The following is a 16,808-nucleotide window of genomic DNA, read 5'->3' as shown; positions in this document are numbered from 1 at the left end:
GTAAGTGACCGCCTAATGCTCATTTGTATTTTCTTCTGAGCGTCACGGCCGCCCCAGGTTCCCGCAAATTGCAAATCGTTCGGCCCGCAACGTGCACTCTGCAAGCCGTGGATGTCCGGAGGATCGCCCGCACCGTTCTTTGGTCGTCGGACACGTGCTGCGCGTGAGCTGAGCGAGAGCCCCACCGGTTCCGAAATGCGTTGCTCCCTGTTTGCTCGAACTTAGAACCGTCACTTCCGCGGACTGATCCGGTACGAAAATCCGCGCCCACGGTCGACCTTGCTCCTATTTCCAAGGACTAATCACTTTCCCAAACGGGCTCTTCGATGTTCCAGGTAACCTTTTCCGAGCAGAGCATGCGCGAACTGAACAAGCTGGATAAGCTGGCGCAGCTCGACGTGATCGATCCGATCAGCAGCTTGAAGCGCTCCGATCTCGCTCATCCGCGTGAGCCGCTCGGCCGGTTTCATCGCGGCGACCGGCTCTACTACCGGCTGCGGTCCGGCGATTATCGCTTCTATTTCGAAGTGCACGGGGAGACGATCCACACGCACTACATCCTGCACAAAAACTCGCTCGAGGATTTTCTGCTGCGCAACAAACTGCCGGTCACCGAGCAGCAACTGGTGGAGCAGCACTCCAAGTTCTGGAAATACCTCGACAGCCTCACCAAATGAACGCCGCCGACAAAGACCTGCAGCAGCGCGAGGATCCCTACAACGTCACGCAGGCGAGTCGGATTTACTTCCTGCCGAATCTGATGACGGCGGGAAATCTGTTTTGCGGTTTCATGGCCGTGGTGAGTTGTGTCCACGCCCGGCTCGCTGAAACCGCCGCCACACTGGAGTATCTCGACGGCAGTCCGGCCGATCATTATCGCTATGCCGTCTGGTTCATCTTGGGAGCGGCCGCTTTCGATACGCTGGACGGGAGACTGGCCCGGATGGGCGGACGCGAATCGCTCTTCGGCGCCGAATTCGACTCGCTCGCCGACGTCGTTTCGTTCGGGTTCGCGCCGGCGTTGCTGATGTTCTTCTTCATCCTGTCGCCGACACAGGGCATCCCGTGGTTTCGCAACATCGGTTGGTTCGTTGGCTTCGTCTTTCTGCTCTGCGCGGCGATCCGGCTGGCGCGGTTCAACGTGATCACGAACCCGCTGCTCCACCGCGGGAGCAAAGAACTGAACAAGGACTTTGTCGGTCTGCCGGTCCCCGCCGCAGCTGCGACGGTCGCTTCTCTCGTGCTCTTTTTGCTCAAGCTGGCCGAGTCCGACAAGTCGCTCAAAAGCGGCGCGCTGGGGCTGCCATTTCTGATGGTTTTGATCGCCATGCTTATGGTCAGCACCGTCCGTTATCCGAGCGGCAAAAAGGTCGACCTCCAAACCACGACACGGCTGCGCAATTTCGTCTACATCCTCGCTGTGATCGGGCTGGTGGTCCTCTTCAAGGAAGTCGCCGTGCTGGGCGTTTGCCTCGGCTACATCTTCTTCGGTCTGGTCCGACACTGGCGCCGGCCTCATGTCGCGCACGGTCATCCGAGCACCACCGCCCGTTCTGCGGATTCCGTGTGAACAATCCCTCAACGGTTGCCGAACAACTTTGCGCCTGTGAGCAACCGCTCGGTTATTGGTTCGTCCGCGCCGAGTTTTTCACCGTGGTTCGTCGCCCTGTTTCAGAGGAGGAATGGCCAGTTACTGGTCTTGTTGGCTCCGTATAAGAATACGGCTCTAATTCCTTATTGAACCCCTCTTCATTTAGCCTTTGTTAGCTCTTCACGCGCGCACTCGCGCGACCCCGCATGAAATTCAAAATCAATCGCGACCATTTCGCCAACGGACTCGCTCAGGTGCTCAACGTCGTTGGTTCCAAGGCCACGATGCCGATCCTCAGCAACGTGCTGATCGAAGCGGAAAAGGATCAGATCTCGCTCACGACCACGAATCTCGACCTGGGCATCCGCTGCAAGATCAAGGCCGAGGTGAAGGAAACGGGGGCCGTGACCCTGCCGGTGAAACGGCTGGCGACGATCGTGCGCGAGTTGCCGAATGTGGATGTGACGGTGGACGCTTCGCCGAATCACCAGGTGAAGCTCGCGTCGGGTGGCTCGAATTTCCGCATCATGGGCATCGGCAAGGAGGAGTTCCCGCCGCTGCCGGAGTTCGGCGAGGAAAAATCCTTCACGCTGGAGCAGAGCGAACTCACCTCGATGCTCAAGAGTGTGGCGTATGCGCAATCGACTGATGAAACGCGCTACATTCTCAATGGCGTCTATTTCAATTTCAAGGACGGCAAGCTTTCGCTTGTCGCGACGGATGGCCGACGACTCGCGCTCGTGTCGAAGGAACTCGAGGTTCCGGCGGACAGCGCGGGCGCGATCATTCTGCCGGCGAAGACTGTGTCGGAATTGATGCGGCTGCTCGACAAAGGCGAGAAGCTAAAGATCAACTTTAACGATCGCCGGGCTGCGTTCCAAATTGCGACCGACAAGGACTCCAGCGGCCTGGTTGAGAGCGTCTATCTCTACTCGAAGGTGGTGGAGGGCAATTACCCCAACTACCAGCAGGTCGTGCCGAAGGAAACGCACCAGCGCATCAAGCTCGAGCGCGAGCTCTTCCTGCAATGCGTGCACCGCGCCGCGCTCGTGTGTTCGGAGAAATCGAACTCCGTCAAAATCAAGCTTTCGAGCAATCTGCTCGAAATCACCGCGCAAAGCCCTGACTTCGGCGAAGCGCACGAATCGATGGCCATCGGTTACAGCGGGCCGGAGCTGCAGGTTGCGTTCAACCCGGCATTCGTGATGGATCCGCTCCGCGCGCTCACCAAGGACGAAATCTTCTTCGAACTGAAGGATGACGTCAGCCCCGGCGTGTTCAAGACGTTGGACAGCTTCCTTTGCGTCATCATGCCGGTACGCCTGAGCTGATCCGTCTGGGTGTGGCACGGGCGTATCGCCCGCGGGCAACGTTTCGCGCCGCCAGAGATGGGCGCCAGGCCCAAGCCATACCACGCCACTTTCGCCAACAACGCGATTGAGCCTGTCCCCGACAGGCGTATGGTTCGCCGTCCCTTTGATGCAGTTTCCCTATCTCATCCTGACGGCGATCATCGCCTCGCTCGCGGTGATGCAGATCAATCACCGGGTGGCGTCACCGATGCTCTCGATTCTCGATCGTTGGCTGCGCTGGCTGGTGTTTGCCTTCGGCGGTGCGCAGATATGCATCGGCTTCAAGCTCATCGACCGGCCGTATTGGGTGCTGGTGCTGGTGTTGATCATCGTCTGGTTTTTGGGCGAAACGATGCTGAATTGGCTGCGGATTCACGCGTTGAGCGTAAGCCCCATGCCGTTGTTCCCCCGCTACGAGGTCAACGAGGATGGCGACGAATGGCCGATCCAGCCGCGGCTGTTGAAGCTGCGCGAGTGGCTGCGCGGGCAGGGCTTCAAGCAAGTGCAGGCGTTGAAAGCCGAGATCGGCCCCGGCATCTACCTGCGCGTGTCGATGTATCAAAGCACCGACGCGCACACGCGCGTGCAGGTCACCTTTATTCCCCAAGCCAGCGGTGCCATCACGGTGTGCCTTGCGGCAATGTCGATGACCACGGACGGTGAACGCTACATCACCGACAACCTTTACGTACCGTTCGCCGGCTTCTATCCGGCGCACTGGTTCGTCGAACGCACGCCATGGCGCCGGTCGCTGCGCCGGCTGCTGGCGCGGCATCACGTTCGACTCGGCCAAGCGAAAGCCACGCTCGAGCCGTGGACGGTGGATCCGTTGACCGACGTGAACGCCTCGCAGCAGGAACTCGATCGCGTGAACACGGAGTTGGGTTTTCTGCATCATCCCCCGGAGCGCGACGATCTTGGCAAGATCACCCACGAGGGCCGCTACCGCGTCTGGAAAGAAATCTGGATGCTGAACTATCTCGGCCGCGCGATGCGCTACGAGTAGGTTTTCGCTCCGCGGAAACCTCACCCGCCGATATAGCTCATCTCGATCTTCTCCCGCGCTTCTCCAGCCGCCAGCACTTCGGCGCGTTCGTCGCTGTAGCGATCCATCCGGCCAAACCAGATGCGCGCGAGATAGCGGCCGAGCTCCGCCTCGGTGGCGCCGGTGCGCAGGCAGCCGAGCACGTCCCAACCAAGCGAAGCGAAGAGGCAGGTGAACAGTTTCCCATCGGCGGACAGCCGCGCGCGGTGACAATCGCGGCAAAACGGCTCGGTGACGGAACCGATCAAGCCGATCTCGCCGCCGCCATCGCGATAACGATAGCGCGAGGCCACCTCGCCGCGATACGCCGGCCCGCAGGGCTCCAGCGGCCAGCGAGCGGCGATCCGGCTCACAACCTCCTGCGCCGGCACCACGCGATCGGCGGACCAGTGGTTTGTGTTGCCGACGTCCATGAACTCGATGAACCGCAGCGTATGGCCCCGGGCCCGGAAATAGTCGCACAGCTCCAGCAGCTCGCCGTCGTTCACGCCGCGCTGCACCACGCAGTTGATCTTTACCGGCAATCCGACCGCCGCCGCGGCGTCGATTCCACGGAGCACGCGGTCGACCTTGAACCCGAGCCCGTTCATCCGCCCCGCGGTTTCGTCCTGGAGCGAATCCACCGAGACGTTCACGCGATCGAGTCCGGCCTCGCGCAGAGACGGAGCGTATTTTTCCAGCAGCCAACCGTTGGTGGTGAGCGCGAGGTCTGGCACGCGCAGCTCCTGCTTGAGGCTGCGCACGAGGTCCGGTACGTCCGCGCGCAGCAAGGGCTCGCCGCCGGTGAGGCGAACCTTCGTGACGCCGAGCTGTTGGAAAGCGCGGACGATCCGGGTGATCTCCGCCTGCGACATCAGCTGCGGATCGCGGAGGAACGCGTGCGCCGGGCCGAACACCTCCTTCGGCATGCAGTAGGGACAGCGGAAATTGCAGCGGTCGGTCACCGAAATGCGCAGGTCGCGCAACGGACGGTTGAACTGGTCGACAAGCTGACTCATGTAAGAGCGGCTTCATGCCGCGATCTGGGGGAGAGAATCTCATTCACTCGCGGCGTAAAGCCCCTCCTACAGATTGGGCATGATTACTCCGGCCGAAGCTGAAGCCACGATCCAGCGCCACGTTTCGCCGTTTCCCACGGAAATTTGTCCGCTGCTGCACGCGCACGGTCGCGTACTCCGCAGCGAACTGCGGGCCGACCGTGATCTGCCGCCGTTCGATCGCGTGACCATGGACGGATTCGCCCTGCGGGCGGCGGCAGTGGCAAAAGGCGTGCAAACGTTCCGGATCGAGGCCCTCCAGCCGGCCGGCGTCCCTGCGGCCACACTGAGCACTGCCGCTGACGCCTGCGTTGAAGTCATGACCGGAGCGATGCTGCCAAGTGGCGCAGATGCGGTGGTGCCGTATGAAGACACCGCCCGCGAAGGAGCGACCATGCGGCTGCTCGACCGCGCCACAGTGACGCCTGGCGCCGCCGTGCACCGGCGGGGCAGCGATCACCGTGCGGGCGATCGCGTGGTGCGTGCCGGACTGCGGCTGAGCGGACGCGAAATCGCGATCGCCGCCTCGATCGGCGCCGGTGCGCTCTCGGTGGCCGCGCAGCCGCGCATCGCGCTGATCGCCAGCGGCGACGAATTGGTCGAACCCGATGTGGCCGTCGCACCGCACCAGATCCGCCGCAGCAACGATTATGGCCTGCGCGCCGCGCTGATCACCGCTGGCTACCCCCGCGTCGAAAACTTCCACCTCCGTGATGTGCGGCACGAGATCGACGCGCTGATCGAGCGCGTGCTGCGCGAAAACGACGTGATCGTGATGACCGGCGGAGTTTCCAAGGGGAGGTTCGATTTGGTGCCGGCCGCGCTCGAGGCGCAGGGTGTGCGGAAGATCTTTCACGGCGTCGCCCAGCGGCCGGGCAAACCGTTCTGGTTTGGCGGTACGACAGGTGGACAGTTGGTTTTCGCACTGCCGGGAAATCCCATTTCCGCCTACACGTGCCTTCACCGTTACGTCCTGCCCGCGCTTGATCTTGCGAGTGGGCTCGACGCGTCGCCCAACGTCGGTGCGGCGTTAAGCGAGCGAATCACCTGTCCCACGCCACTGACCTTTTTCCTGCCGGTGAAATTAGCGACCGGACCACGGGCCGAGCTGCTCGCGACGCCGCGCTGGCCCAACACGTCGGGCGATCTCGCAGGTTTGAGCGACACGGACGGGTTCGTCGAGCTGCCGCCGGAGCAGCGCGAGTTTCCCGCGGGCACCGTCCTCCGCGTCTTCCGCTGGTAGCCGCGCGGAGCGTGACCATTCCTTCAGAAACCAGGCCGCTGCTCGGGATCGGCGCTGTCGTCACGGCGCGGCGCGCCTCGCCAGCGTTGCAGGCGCGCGGGTGAACTGCATACTTCCGGGCATGCTCTCCCACGTCGATGCCCAGGGTAAGCCGACCATGGTGAATGTCGGTGAAAAGCCCGTCACCGCGCGCACCGCCCATGCCGTGGCGGTCGTGTCGCTGCCGCCGGAACTCGCGGCGCTCCTGAAGGACGGCGAGATCAACACCAAGAAGGGGCCGGTGTTTCACGCCGCGGTCCTCGCCGGAGTGATGGGCGCCAAGCACACTGGCGACCTGATCCCACTGTGCCATCCATTGCCGCTCGAAGATTGCCAGATCGAGATCCGCAGCGATCCAAGCCGTCGCGACGTGGCCATCCACTGCCGCGTGCAGACCCACGCGAAGACCGGCGTCGAAATGGAGGCGCTGACCGGCGCGACGATCGCGGCGCTGACGCTCTACGACATGGGCAAGGCCGTCTCGCCGGGCATCGTCATCCGTGAGATTCGGCTGCTGGAAAAAACCGGCGGCAAGCGCGACTACAAGGTGGAGGAATAAGTCGCCAGCCCGACCGCGCCGTCGCCGTGCGCGGATTTGTTCCGCTTCGCGTTGCGCCACGTGCATCGCTGATCATTGGTCTGGGCCTACGTTTCGCATGCCGACCGTTTCGATTCGCTATTTCGCCCTGCTGCGCGAGCAGCGCGGGCTCTCCGAGGAACGCCTCACCACGGAAGCGGCCACGCCTGATGCGCTCTACGCCGAGCTGCGGGCGCGGCACGGCTTCACGCTGCCGCCGGACCGCGTGCGTGCGGCCATCGACGGCGAATTCGTTTCATCCGGCGCGCCCTTGCGCGACGGGCAGGCGGTGGTGTTCATCCCGCCCGTGGCGGGAGGCTGAGACATGTTTCATATTTCCCGCACAGCGATCGAGCCCCTCGCCGCGGCCCGGCAACTCAGCGACGCGCAGGCCGGCGCCTGCGTCACGTTCGAAGGCTGGGTGCGCGAGCACAACGACGGCCGAGCGGTGTGCCAGCTGGAATATGAGGCGTACGCCGAGCTCGCCGAACGCGAGGGCGCGAAAATTCTCGCGGAGGCGCGCGCCCGTTTTTCAGTACTGGGCGTCGCGGGCATTCATCGGGTGGGTTTGCTGCAGATCGGCGAGCTCGCCATGTGGGTCGGCGTCGTCGCCGCGCATCGCGGGGCGGCGTTCGAGGCGTGTCGCTACATCATCGACGAGGCCAAGGCCCGCTTGCCGATTTGGAAGAAAGAGCACTACGCCGGCGGGGCCACTGCTTGGATCAACTGCGCCGTCCGTGGTGGCCACGCAGGTGCTCCTCGGGCCGGGAGTTGATGGATACGCAGCGCCCGCGCGCGCGCTCGTCGTTGCGGGAGCCCGGAACGGTCGGACAGGGAAACCCTGAGGCGCGAGCGAGTTGTCATGAAAGCCGCGAGGGCGAGTTGCCGAATGCTCCGGTCGTTATTCGTTTGGCGCTCGCGCGTCCGGCTGGTCCCGAGCTGCGTCCCGCGGTGCATGTGAAGGTTTCGATACAAAGGAAAATTGCCGCCGGCTTTGCCGTGGCGGCCCTCCTGTTGGCGCTGATCACCGGCGCGGCGCTGCGGAACGCATTTCGCTTCGATGACACCTTCCGGTGGGTGGACCATACCCATGCGGTGTTGCGGGAGGTCGAACAGGTACTCGCGAATCTGCTGATCGTGCAAAGCGCCGGCCGCGGTTTCGTCCTGAGCGGCAGCGAGGATGTCCTCGCCCCCTTGAACCAAAGCCGGGTCGAACTGGCCGCAGCGATGGAGCAGCTGCGCAAGCTCACCGCCGACAACCCGATCCAACAGGAGCGGTTGCGCGCACTGGCCCCCGTTACGGAACGCGTCGTGCAGGCGATGGAGGAGCAACTGCAGCAACGCCGCGCCACCGCCACCGTGATCGGAGGTGAAGCACCGGTGCTCCTGCGCACCCAGGCAGACGTGGATCGGGCGCGGGAGATCATTCGCGCCATTCGTTTTGAGGAGCAGCGGCTGCTGGCGGAACGCATGCGCGCCGCCCAGCGCACCGCTCACGGAACCGTCACGGCCTCAGTGGCCGCGACGGTCGTGGCGCTGCTGTTCGTGCTGGCTTCGGTCTGGCTGGTGCGGCGGGATTTTGGCGAACGCGTGCGCTCCGAACAGGCGCTGCGGCAGAGCCAGCAGATGTTCAAGCGGCTTTTCGACAACGCGCCGGACGCCACGGTTCAAGTCGACCAACAGGGTCGCATCGTACGCGCCAACCGCCAGATCGAGGCGCTCTTCGGCTGGGAGCGCGGCGAGTTGTCCGGCCGGCGCATCGACGAACTGCTGCCGCCGCGGTTTGCCTCGCGGCATTCCGCCCACCTCGCGGCCTATTTCGTCGCGCCGCGCACCCGCCCCATGGGCGTCGGCTTGGAGCTGTTTGGCCGGCGGCGCGATGGCTCGGAATTCCCGGTCGACATCATGCTCAGTCCGCTCGAAACCGAGCAGGGGATGCAGGCGCTCGCCGTCATTCGCGACGTGACGGAGCGCAAGCGAATCGATGAACAGATCCGCCGTCTGAACCTCGATCTGCAGCTGCAGAACGCCCGGCTCGAGCTGGTGAACAACGAACTCGAGGCGTTTTCCTATTCCGTTTCCCACGACCTGCGCGCGCCGCTGCGCCACATCGACGGGTTCGCCAGTCTGCTGGCCAAGCACGCCGCCGGCACCCTCGATGAGAAGGGCCAGCGCTTCATCACGATCATCTCTGACGCGGCGCGGCGTATGGGCCGGCTGATCGACGACCTGCTGACTTTTTCCCGCATGGGCCGGGCCCAGCTCGAAACCATGACGGTTGATCAGAACCAGCTGATCACGGATGTGATTCGCGACAACGAGCTGGATCGCGATCAGCGCATCGAATGGCAGCTCGAGCCGCTCCCGGCCGTGCGGGCGGATCCGGCCATGTTGCGGCAGGTCTGGTTCAACCTGCTGGGCAACGCGGTGAAATATTCGGCGCGCGCCGAACCGCCGCGGATCGAGGTCGGCTGGCGATCCGACCCGGAGAATTCCGCCAGCCAGGTGTTCTTCGTCCGCGACAACGGCGTCGGCTTCGACATGCGCTATGCCGCCAAGCTGTTCGGCGTCTTTCAGCGGTTGCATGCCGAGTCCGAGTTCGAGGGCACCGGCATCGGCCTCGCCAATGTGCGACGCATCATCATGCGTCACGGCGGCCGCGTGTGGGCCGAAAGCACCCCGGGCGCTGGCGCTACCTTCTTCTTTTCCCTGCCGGTGAACGCCACTTCCTCCACGGGGTCCTGACGCGTACATCAGCCCAATCGAGGTGAAGCCCCCCTCCCCGGCGGGCTCGAATGGGAGTGATGCCGGAAGGGCGGCGCCGCGCTCCGCCTTCCCGCCCAGGGCCGACCGCGCGGAGATGAATCCGATTTGCTCGCCGCGTGTGGAACGGACATCCATGCTGATGCGGTGAGAACCGTCGATTGCGTGACTCTGCCGGCGGCCATCCGCCCGGTGTACCGCAGCCTCCCACCTTTCCTTTCATGAAGATCCTGCATCTTGAAGACGACGTTCACGACGCCGCCCTGGTCGAGCAGCTGTTGCGGCAGCCGTGGCCCGATTGCGAGATCGTCCATGTCACCAACCGCTCCGACTACGCGGCCGCGCTGCAGGCTGGCGGTTTCGATGTCGTGCTGTCCGATTTTTCCCTGCCAGAGTTCGACGGCGCGGCCGCGCTGCAGCTGGCACAGGAGCGTGCCCCGGAGGTGCCGTTCATTTTCCTGTCCGGCAACATCGGCGAGGACCGCGCGATCGAAGCGCTGCGCGCAGGGGCGCAGGATTACGTGCTGAAGGACCGCGCGAAACGACTTGTGCCCGCGATCCAACGCGCGTTGCGCGCGCGAGACGAACGGCGGCACACCCGGCGCATCGAGCTCGAGCGCGAACACCTCGCGGCCACGCTGGAGAACACGCCCGATTTCGTCGGATTGACGACCCTCGACGGCCGCGTGTTCTACCTAAACCGCGCCGCACGGCATCTGCTGGGTTTTGACGACGGCCCGCTGCCCGGTGATCTCACGGTCGCGCGGCTGCATCCGCCGGAAGTGCTCAGCCGGCTGCTCAATGAAAACTTCCCGCTCGCCCGTCGGGAGGGGCTTTGGTCCGGCGAGAGCGTGCTGATCGCGAAAGACGGACAGGCCCTGCCGGTGGCGCAGGTCATTATTGCCCATCTCGACGCCAGCGGCGGCGACGGGCATTTTTCGATCGTGATGCGCGACTTGACCGCGCGACGGCGCAACGAAGCGCTCGTCAACGGCCAGAACCAAGTCCTGGAAATGGTCGCGGGCGGCGAGCCGCTCGACGACACGCTCACCACGCTGCTGCAATTCATCGAGCGCCAGTGCGAGGAGATGATCTGCTCGATTCTGCTCGTCACCGAGGATGGGCAGCGGCTGCGGCATCTCGTCGCGCCGCGGCTGCCGGCGGCAGTGGCCGCAGCGCTGCAGGACATTCCCATCGGTCCGGCGGCGGGTTCGTGTGGCGCGGCCGCATTTCGTCGCTCCACGGTGGTGGTGGAGGACATCGCGACCGATCCGCTGTGGGAGGATTATCGCGCAGCCGCGCTCGCCGCCGGACTGCGCGCGTGCTGGTCGTCGCCGATCTTCGACGTCGCGCACCGGCTGCTTGGCACGTTTGCCGTGTATCTCACGCGTCCCGGTGCGCCGACAGCGCGACACCGGCAACTGGTGGATGTCGGCGTGCATGTCGCGGCGATCTGCCTCAGCCGCTACGAGACGGAGCGCCAGTTGCGCGCACAGGCCGATATCCTCAACAAGGCCGGCGATGCGATCATCGTCACCGATCCGAACGGCCGCGTGACGTTCTGGAATCAAGGCGCCGAACGCACCTTCGGCTGGTCCGCCGCCGAGGCGCTCGACCGACTCGAACACGAGCTATTTCCTTCGCGCACGGTGGCGGAGGAAGACGCAGCCAACCAGGCTGCCGCCGAGAACCGCGAGTGGCGCGGCGAAGTACGGCTGGCCGATCGCCAAGGCGTGGTGCACGTGATGGAAACGCGCCTCACGCCGATCCGCGACGACGCCGGCCGGCCGCAAGGACGGCTGTCCATCGCGACGGATGTGACCGCGCAGCGCCGGATCGAGGAGCAGTTCTTCCGTGTGCAGCGGCTCGAGAGCATCGGCATGCTCGCGGCCGGCATCGCGCACGATCTCAACAACGTGCTCGCGCCGATCCTGCTTGCCGCGCCCATGCTGCGCGATCACGCGACGGATCCGGGCGACATCCGCATGATCGCCACGCTGGAAAAAAGCGCGGAGCGCGGCGCTGCGCTGGTGCGGCAGATCCTCGGGTTCGCGCACGGCGCCGATGGCGAACTGCGGGTGATCCAACCAAAACACCTGCTGCGCGACATCGCGACCTTCGTCGAGGAGACGTTTCCGAAATCGATCAAGCTCGACAGCTTGGTGCCTTCAGACCTCTGGCCGGTGAAGGCGAACGCCACGCAACTCCACCAGGTGCTGCTCAATCTTTGCGTCAATGCGCGCGACGCGATGCCCGCCGGCGGCACGCTCACGCTCCGCGGCGAGAACTGCGTGCTCGATGAGATCGCCGCCGCTAACATCGAGGGTGCGAGCCCGGGCGCCTTCCTGGTGATGCACGTTCAGGACACCGGCACCGGAATCGCGCCGGAAATTTTCGCACGGATCTGGGAGCCATTTTTCACCACGAAGGGCACCGGTAAGGGCACTGGACTCGGCCTCTCGACCGTGCGCGGCATCGTCGAGAGCCACGGGGGCTTCTGCACGGTGCAGACGGTGCTCGGTCGCGGCACGGTGTTCCGGATCTACCTGCAGGCCGCCGAGGCCGCCACGAGTCAGCCGGGGGAAAGTCTCTCCGTCCCCTTTGCGCCGCGCGGCGTGGGCGAACTCGTGCTGGTGGCCGACGACGAGCCCGGCATTCGCAATACCGCCGCGGCTATGCTCGCGCGCCACGGTTACCGCGTGCTCACCGCCGCCGATGGCGCGGAAGCGATCGCGTTGTTCGCCCCACGCAGCAAGGAGATCCGCGTCGTGATCACCGATCTGGCGATGCCGAACCTCGACGGCGCCGCGCTGGCCAGCGTGGTCGAGCGGCTCAACCCGGACGTGCGCATCGTTGCCGTCAGCGGACACGCGCCCGATCCCGAAGCGAAACCGCCGATCAACCAGTTCACCGATGCCTTCCTCCTCAAACCCTTCCGGCCGGAGGTGTTGCTGACCACCGTTCACGAGGTGCTGCGCAGCCCGCCCAATCTTCCGCCCTGATCCGCAGGGGCTCCTGAGCGCCGCCAGCCGATTTCCGAAAAAATGCAAGCCTGATCGTCGCCACCCCATCGCGAATTGCCTTGCTTTCACCCGGTTACCATGACTCCTTCCCGGACATCGTTAGAGAAAGCGTTAGATGACAGTATCTGGTGAGTCGTAGGCTGAGCGATTGCTTAAGTGATGATTTCGAAACCCACGGTGGGAACGGACTCTGGCAGCGACGATGAATCTACGAGAAATCATCAATGAGTAATTCGAAACTATACGTCGGCAATCTGTCCTTCAAGACCACCGAGGAAGAGCTCCGCTCCGCTTTCGGCCAGTTTGGTTCCGTGACCGATGTCTACGTTGCCATGGACAAGATGACCGGCCGCCCGCGCGGTTTTGCGTTCGTCACCATGGGCACGGCCGAAGAGGCGAAGGCCGCGGCGGAAAAGCTGAATGGCACCGATCTCGGTGGCCGTCAGCTGACCGTCAATGAAGCCCGTCCGAAGGAAGAGCGCCCCAGCGGCGGCTTCGGCGGTGGCGGCCGTGGCTTCGGCGGTGGCGGCCGTGGCGGTTTCGGCGGTGGCCGCGATCGCGGCGAGCGCCGTTACTAATCAGATCAATCTAACGAATTGATTTTCCAGGACGGAGCTCCTCCGGGGCTCCGTCCTTTTTTTCACCGGCGCAGCCCCCTGCCCGGATCCAGCCGCGCGCATTCCGGGTCGTGAAGCCGCGCCGAACCGCGGGTTCGTTTCCTTCGACCCGCTCGCTCGTATGCCTTTCAAAGCTCTGCAACTTTCCGCTCCGGTTCTTCGGGGCGTGGTCGCGGCCGGTTACACCGACCCGACGCCCATCCAACTTCGCGCCATTCCCGTCGTGCTCGGCGGTGGCGATCTCATCGGCTCGGCCCAGACCGGCACGGGCAAGACGGCCGCGTTCGCGCTGCCGATTCTCACGCGGCTCGGCGCGCACGCCGCGCGCGCGCCGCGGGTGCTCGTGCTCGAACCCACGCGCGAGCTCGCGGCCCAGGTGGAGACGGCTTTCCGCGATTTCGCGCGCTTCACCGATCTCCGGACCGTCGCCGTGTTCGGCGGCGTCGGCTACGGCCTGCAGCGCACCGAGCTGAAACGCGGCGTCGACGTCATCGTCGCGACGCCCGGCCGGTTGATGGACTACCTGCACGATCGCACGATCAACCTGCAGGGGGTCGAGATCCTGGTGCTCGACGAGGTCGACCGGATGCTCGACATGGGCTTCCTGCCAGTCGTGAAGGACATCATCCAGCGCTGCCCGCGCCAGCGACAGACGTTATTCTTCTCCGCCACGGTGCCGCCGGAGATCCAGGCGGTCGCGTCGTTCGCGCTGCGCAATCCGACGCGCGTTGAGGTCGGCGTGAACCGCTCGGTAAACGAATCCGTGAAACACGCGCTTTACCCCGTGGCCGCCGATCAGAAATTCGAGCTGCTCGAAGCGCTGCTCGCACGGACCGACTTCGACAGCGTACTGGTCTTTTCCCGGACCAAGCACGGCGCGGACAAGATTGCGCGCAAGCTGAAGGCGGCGAACCACTCGGTCGCGGTGCTGCACGCCAACCGTTCCCAAAACCAGCGCATCGAGGCGCTCGCCGGCTTCAAGTCAGGCAAATACGAGATCATGGTCGCGACCGACATCGCCGCGCGGGGCATCGATGTCGCCGGCGTCTCACACGTGATTAACTACGACGTGCCTGAGAAGCCGGAGGATTACGTACACCGCATCGGCCGCACCGGCCGGGCGCAGGCCGTGGGCGATGCGTTCACGCTTGTTACGCCGGAAAACGCGCACGACGTCCGCGACATCGAACGTTTCATCGGCCAGAAAATTCCGGAGCTGCGGCTGGCGGGATTCTCGTATCGACCGTTCGTGGCGCGCCCGCCGCAGGTGCAACCGCCGCGCCCGCCCGGCAGTCTGCCGGGGCAGATCCGGCACAAGGGCAGCTTCAACCGCTATCGCGGCCGGCGGTAGATCGAATGTGCCCATAGGACGTAGCGGTCCTATCGGCTGTATTCGACCCTCGGGAAATTTCTGGTCGCGCCGCCACACCGGCTCTGCCACCGCAATGGCATGCCCAACGTCGCCGCGATCGCACGCCACCTCACGGCGCTCAGCGCGTGCCGGCGCTGCCCGGCCATGCTGAAGCCGGTGGTCGTCGGCCGGCCGGTGCCGAGCCGGATCATTCTCGTCGGCCAGGCACCGGGCGACAAGGAGCCGAAGCTCGGCCGCCCCTTCGCGTGGACCGCCGGCAAGACGCTATTCAAGTGGTTCAACGAAGCGCTCGGCTGGACCGAGGACGAGACCCGCAACCGAATCTACTTCGCGGCCGTGTGCCGTTGTTTTCCCGGCAAGCGGCCCGAAGGCGGCGATCGCGTGCCGAATCCCGAGGAGATCGCCAACTGCGCCAGCTGGCTCGAACGCGAATTCGAGTTGCTGCAGCCCGCGCTCGTGCTGCCCGTCGGCAAGCTCGCCATCGGCCGCTTCCTGCCGCTGCCGCTCGCGCCGCTCCACGACATCATTGGCCGGAAATTCGCGATCGAGTTCCACGGCCACCGGCTCGACTGCATTCCGCTGCCGCATCCGTCCGGCGCCTCGCCGTGGCATCGGATCGAGCCGGGCAAGACGCTGCTCCGGCAGGCCCTCGCGTTGATCGCGCGGCACGACGCCTTGAAAAAATCCGTGTAATCCGGCGAAATCGCGGTAAACCGTTCCGCCCATGACGTCCCCCTTGCTGCGCCTCGCCTTGTTCGCCGCCGTCATTCTCGCGACTCCCCTGCTGCACGCCCAACGCGAGCGGCTGACGCCGGAGGAGATCGACTACGTCAACGAGAAGTGGCCGGGCACCAAGAAGACCAGCACGGGCATTCGCTATCTCGTCCTGCAGGAGGGCAGCGGCGCGCAGCCGAAGCCCGGCGATCGCGTCGGCGTGACCTACGTCGGCACGCTGCTGCGCGGCGAAAAGTTCGACGAGCGTCTTGAAGCAGACAACCCGCTGCGCTTTCGGCTCGGCCGGGGCGAGGTCATCGATGGCTGGGACCAGCTTTTGCCGGCGATGAAGCTGAGCGAGAAGCGGCTCGTCATCATTCCGGCGGCGCTGGCTTACGGCTCGCGGGGCCGGCCGCCGTCGATCCCGCGCGACGCCACGCTGGTGTTCGAGATGCAGCTCGTGGAAATCAAGCCGCAGTAAGCCGCGGCTGGTTCCATAAATTGTCGACCGTGTAGAGCGCGAGGCCGGCCCAGATGAAGCCGAACGCCGCGGCGCGCTCCGGCGAGAACGGCTCACGGTAGAACCACGCGCCGAGCGCGAACTGCACCGTCGGCCCGATATACTGCAACAGTCCCAGGGTGGAAAAACGGATGCGTCGTGCGCCATAGGCGAACAGCAGCAGCGGCACCGCCGTCACCACGCCCGCGCTGAGCAGCAGCACGTGCGTGCCCACGCTCACGCGGCCGAGCGCGCCCGCGCCGCTGTGTTGCTGCCAAACCACGAACGCGAGCGCGAGCGGCGCGAGCAGCAAGGTCTCCACGCCGAGCCCCACCAGCGGACCGAGCGGCGAGCGTTTGCGCAGCAGTCCGTAGAAACCGAACGTCGCCGCGAGCGCCAGTGCGATCCACGGCAGCCGCCCCGCGCGCAGCAACAGCAGCAGCACGCCGAGCGAGGCGCACGCGATGGCGAGCCATTGCAGCCGCCGCAGATGCTCGTGCAGGAGGAACCGCCCGAAAGCGACATTGACCAGCGGCACGAGAAAATAGCCGAGGCTCGATTCGAGTACATAGCCGTGGTTCACACCCCACACGAACACGAGCCAGTTGGCGGTGAGTAGCAGTCCGCTCGCCAGATGCCAGCGCAGCGCAGTGCCCGAACGCAGCGCCGCGAGAAATTCGCTCCAGCCGGGACCCACCGCCATGATCGCCAGCACGAACACCAGCGACGAGAGATGGCGGTGCGCGATCAGCTCGAGGGCGTTGATCGCGCCGAGCTGAGTCCAGTACAGCGGAAACAATCCCCACGCGAGATAGGCGAGGGCCGCCGCCAATGCGCCTCGGGCGGGGGCAGAAAGGTCATCGGGCGTCGGCATCGCGCGAAAGCTTCGGAATCGGTGGCCCGGGTCAATCCGGGCTCGCGTGTGCTGCGTGAAAG

General features: G+C 64.9%; 16 protein-coding genes. 14 read left to right on the top strand and 2 right to left on the bottom strand.

Annotation, left to right across the window (positions count from 1 at the left end; genetic code table 11):
- The first annotated feature begins 326 nt into the window (after positions 1-326).
- The 4 genes from OTER_RS04810 (at position 327) to OTER_RS04795 (ending at position 3,949) form a co-directional block, all read left to right on the top strand.
- Entirely contained in the window at positions 327-677 is a 351-nt protein-coding gene (locus OTER_RS04810) for a type II toxin-antitoxin system RelE family toxin (protein WP_012373781.1), read from the top strand.
- Positions 674-1,570 (top strand): CDP-diacylglycerol--serine O-phosphatidyltransferase, encoded by an 897-nt coding sequence (pssA, locus tag OTER_RS04805; RefSeq protein ID WP_012373780.1) that lies wholly within the window; start codon positions 674-676, stop codon positions 1,568-1,570. The genes OTER_RS04810 and pssA overlap by 4 nt, the downstream gene beginning before the upstream one ends.
- Before the next feature lie 227 nt (positions 1,571-1,797).
- Positions 1,798-2,922, top strand: a complete 1,125-nt coding sequence (dnaN, locus tag OTER_RS04800) for a DNA polymerase III subunit beta (RefSeq protein ID WP_012373779.1) — start codon at positions 1,798-1,800, stop codon at positions 2,920-2,922.
- A gap of 148 nt (positions 2,923-3,070) precedes the next feature.
- Entirely contained in the window at positions 3,071-3,949 is an 879-nt protein-coding gene (locus OTER_RS04795; protein ID WP_012373778.1) for a hypothetical protein, read from the top strand.
- A 20-nt stretch (positions 3,950-3,969) separates the two neighbouring features.
- Here the strand turns inward: OTER_RS04795 and moaA are convergent, their stop codons facing one another.
- Positions 3,970-4,986, bottom strand: a complete 1,017-nt coding sequence (gene moaA / locus OTER_RS04790; RefSeq protein WP_012373777.1) for a GTP 3',8-cyclase MoaA — start codon at positions 4,984-4,986, stop codon at positions 3,970-3,972.
- 79 nt (positions 4,987-5,065) lie between these two features.
- On the opposite strand from moaA, the gene OTER_RS04785 reads away from it, so the two are divergent.
- The 10 genes from OTER_RS04785 (at position 5,066) to OTER_RS04740 (ending at position 15,854) form a co-directional block, all read left to right on the top strand.
- Positions 5,066-6,268 carry a molybdopterin molybdotransferase MoeA gene (locus OTER_RS04785; RefSeq protein ID WP_012373776.1) on the top strand — a complete coding sequence of 401 codons (1,203 nt, stop codon included), beginning with the start codon at positions 5,066-5,068 and terminating at the stop codon, positions 6,266-6,268.
- Between the two features lie 121 nt (positions 6,269-6,389).
- Positions 6,390-6,866: a cyclic pyranopterin monophosphate synthase MoaC gene (gene moaC, locus OTER_RS04780; RefSeq protein ID WP_012373775.1), complete on the top strand. Its 477-nt coding sequence runs from the start codon at positions 6,390-6,392 to the stop codon at positions 6,864-6,866.
- 97 nt (positions 6,867-6,963) lie between these two features.
- The gene (locus OTER_RS04775; RefSeq protein WP_012373774.1) at positions 6,964-7,206 is read left to right on the top strand and encodes a MoaD/ThiS family protein; all 243 of its coding nucleotides are present in this window, start codon (positions 6,964-6,966) and stop codon (positions 7,204-7,206) included.
- A 3-nt stretch (positions 7,207-7,209) separates the two neighbouring features.
- Positions 7,210-7,659 (top strand): molybdenum cofactor biosynthesis protein MoaE, encoded by a 450-nt coding sequence (locus OTER_RS04770; RefSeq protein ID WP_012373773.1) that lies wholly within the window; start codon positions 7,210-7,212, stop codon positions 7,657-7,659.
- Positions 7,659-9,629 carry a sensor histidine kinase gene (locus OTER_RS23700; RefSeq protein WP_012373772.1) on the top strand — a complete coding sequence of 657 codons (1,971 nt, stop codon included), beginning with the start codon at positions 7,659-7,661 and terminating at the stop codon, positions 9,627-9,629. The genes OTER_RS04770 and OTER_RS23700 overlap by 1 nt, the downstream gene beginning before the upstream one ends.
- A gap of 239 nt (positions 9,630-9,868) precedes the next feature.
- A complete protein-coding gene (locus OTER_RS23695; protein ID WP_012373771.1) occupies positions 9,869-12,649 on the top strand; it encodes a response regulator in 2,781 nt (926 codons plus the stop codon).
- Positions 12,650-12,894: 245 nt separating this feature from the next.
- Entirely contained in the window at positions 12,895-13,248 is a 354-nt protein-coding gene (locus tag OTER_RS04755; protein ID WP_012373770.1) for an RNA recognition motif domain-containing protein, read from the top strand.
- A 160-nt stretch (positions 13,249-13,408) separates the two neighbouring features.
- Positions 13,409-14,638 (top strand): DEAD/DEAH box helicase, encoded by a 1,230-nt coding sequence (locus OTER_RS04750; protein WP_012373769.1) that lies wholly within the window; start codon positions 13,409-13,411, stop codon positions 14,636-14,638.
- A gap of 99 nt (positions 14,639-14,737) precedes the next feature.
- Complete coding sequence (locus tag OTER_RS04745) at positions 14,738-15,352, top strand: uracil-DNA glycosylase family protein (protein ID WP_012373768.1); 615 nt, start codon at positions 14,738-14,740, stop codon at positions 15,350-15,352.
- Positions 15,353-15,383: 31 nt separating this feature from the next.
- Complete coding sequence (locus tag OTER_RS04740) at positions 15,384-15,854, top strand: FKBP-type peptidyl-prolyl cis-trans isomerase (RefSeq protein WP_012373767.1); 471 nt, start codon at positions 15,384-15,386, stop codon at positions 15,852-15,854.
- Here the strand turns inward: OTER_RS04740 and rarD are convergent.
- Positions 15,841-16,746, bottom strand: coding sequence for an EamA family transporter RarD (gene rarD / locus OTER_RS04735; RefSeq protein ID WP_012373766.1), 906 nt, complete (start codon positions 16,744-16,746; stop codon positions 15,841-15,843). The genes OTER_RS04740 and rarD overlap by 14 nt on opposite strands.
- Positions 16,747-16,808: the final 62 nt, after the last annotated feature.

Origin of the sequence: Opitutus terrae PB90-1 (assembly GCF_000019965.1) — a bacterium.
GTDB classification, from domain to species: domain Bacteria; phylum Verrucomicrobiota; class Verrucomicrobiia; order Opitutales; family Opitutaceae; genus Opitutus; species Opitutus terrae.
This window is presented reverse-complemented; position numbering and strand designations above follow the sequence as displayed.

What these genes read in the sequence shown, in the direction of transcription:
- OTER_RS04810 (WP_012373781.1), top strand. Translation starts at nt 327, where the DNA reads ATGTTCCAGGTAACCTTTTCCGAGCAGAGCATGCGCGAACTGAACAAG.
- pssA (WP_012373780.1), top strand. Translation starts at nt 674, where the DNA reads ATGAACGCCGCCGACAAAGACCTGCAGCAGCGCGAGGATCCCTACAAC.
- dnaN (WP_012373779.1), top strand. Translation starts at nt 1,798, where the DNA reads ATGAAATTCAAAATCAATCGCGACCATTTCGCCAACGGACTCGCTCAG.
- OTER_RS04795 (WP_012373778.1), top strand. Translation starts at nt 3,071, where the DNA reads ATGCAGTTTCCCTATCTCATCCTGACGGCGATCATCGCCTCGCTCGCG.
- moaA (WP_012373777.1), bottom strand. Translation starts at nt 4,986, where the DNA reads ATGAGTCAGCTTGTCGACCAGTTCAACCGTCCGTTGCGCGACCTGCGC.
- OTER_RS04785 (WP_012373776.1), top strand. Translation starts at nt 5,066, where the DNA reads ATGATTACTCCGGCCGAAGCTGAAGCCACGATCCAGCGCCACGTTTCG.
- moaC (WP_012373775.1), top strand. Translation starts at nt 6,390, where the DNA reads ATGCTCTCCCACGTCGATGCCCAGGGTAAGCCGACCATGGTGAATGTC.
- OTER_RS04775 (WP_012373774.1), top strand. Translation starts at nt 6,964, where the DNA reads ATGCCGACCGTTTCGATTCGCTATTTCGCCCTGCTGCGCGAGCAGCGC.
- OTER_RS04770 (WP_012373773.1), top strand. Translation starts at nt 7,210, where the DNA reads ATGTTTCATATTTCCCGCACAGCGATCGAGCCCCTCGCCGCGGCCCGG.
- OTER_RS23700 (WP_012373772.1), top strand. Translation starts at nt 7,659, where the DNA reads ATGGATACGCAGCGCCCGCGCGCGCGCTCGTCGTTGCGGGAGCCCGGA.
- OTER_RS23695 (WP_012373771.1), top strand. Translation starts at nt 9,869, where the DNA reads ATGAAGATCCTGCATCTTGAAGACGACGTTCACGACGCCGCCCTGGTC.
- OTER_RS04755 (WP_012373770.1), top strand. Translation starts at nt 12,895, where the DNA reads ATGAGTAATTCGAAACTATACGTCGGCAATCTGTCCTTCAAGACCACC.
- OTER_RS04750 (WP_012373769.1), top strand. Translation starts at nt 13,409, where the DNA reads ATGCCTTTCAAAGCTCTGCAACTTTCCGCTCCGGTTCTTCGGGGCGTG.
- OTER_RS04745 (WP_012373768.1), top strand. Translation starts at nt 14,738, where the DNA reads ATGCCCAACGTCGCCGCGATCGCACGCCACCTCACGGCGCTCAGCGCG.
- OTER_RS04740 (WP_012373767.1), top strand. Translation starts at nt 15,384, where the DNA reads ATGACGTCCCCCTTGCTGCGCCTCGCCTTGTTCGCCGCCGTCATTCTC.
- rarD (WP_012373766.1), bottom strand. Translation starts at nt 16,746, where the DNA reads ATGCCGACGCCCGATGACCTTTCTGCCCCCGCCCGAGGCGCATTGGCG.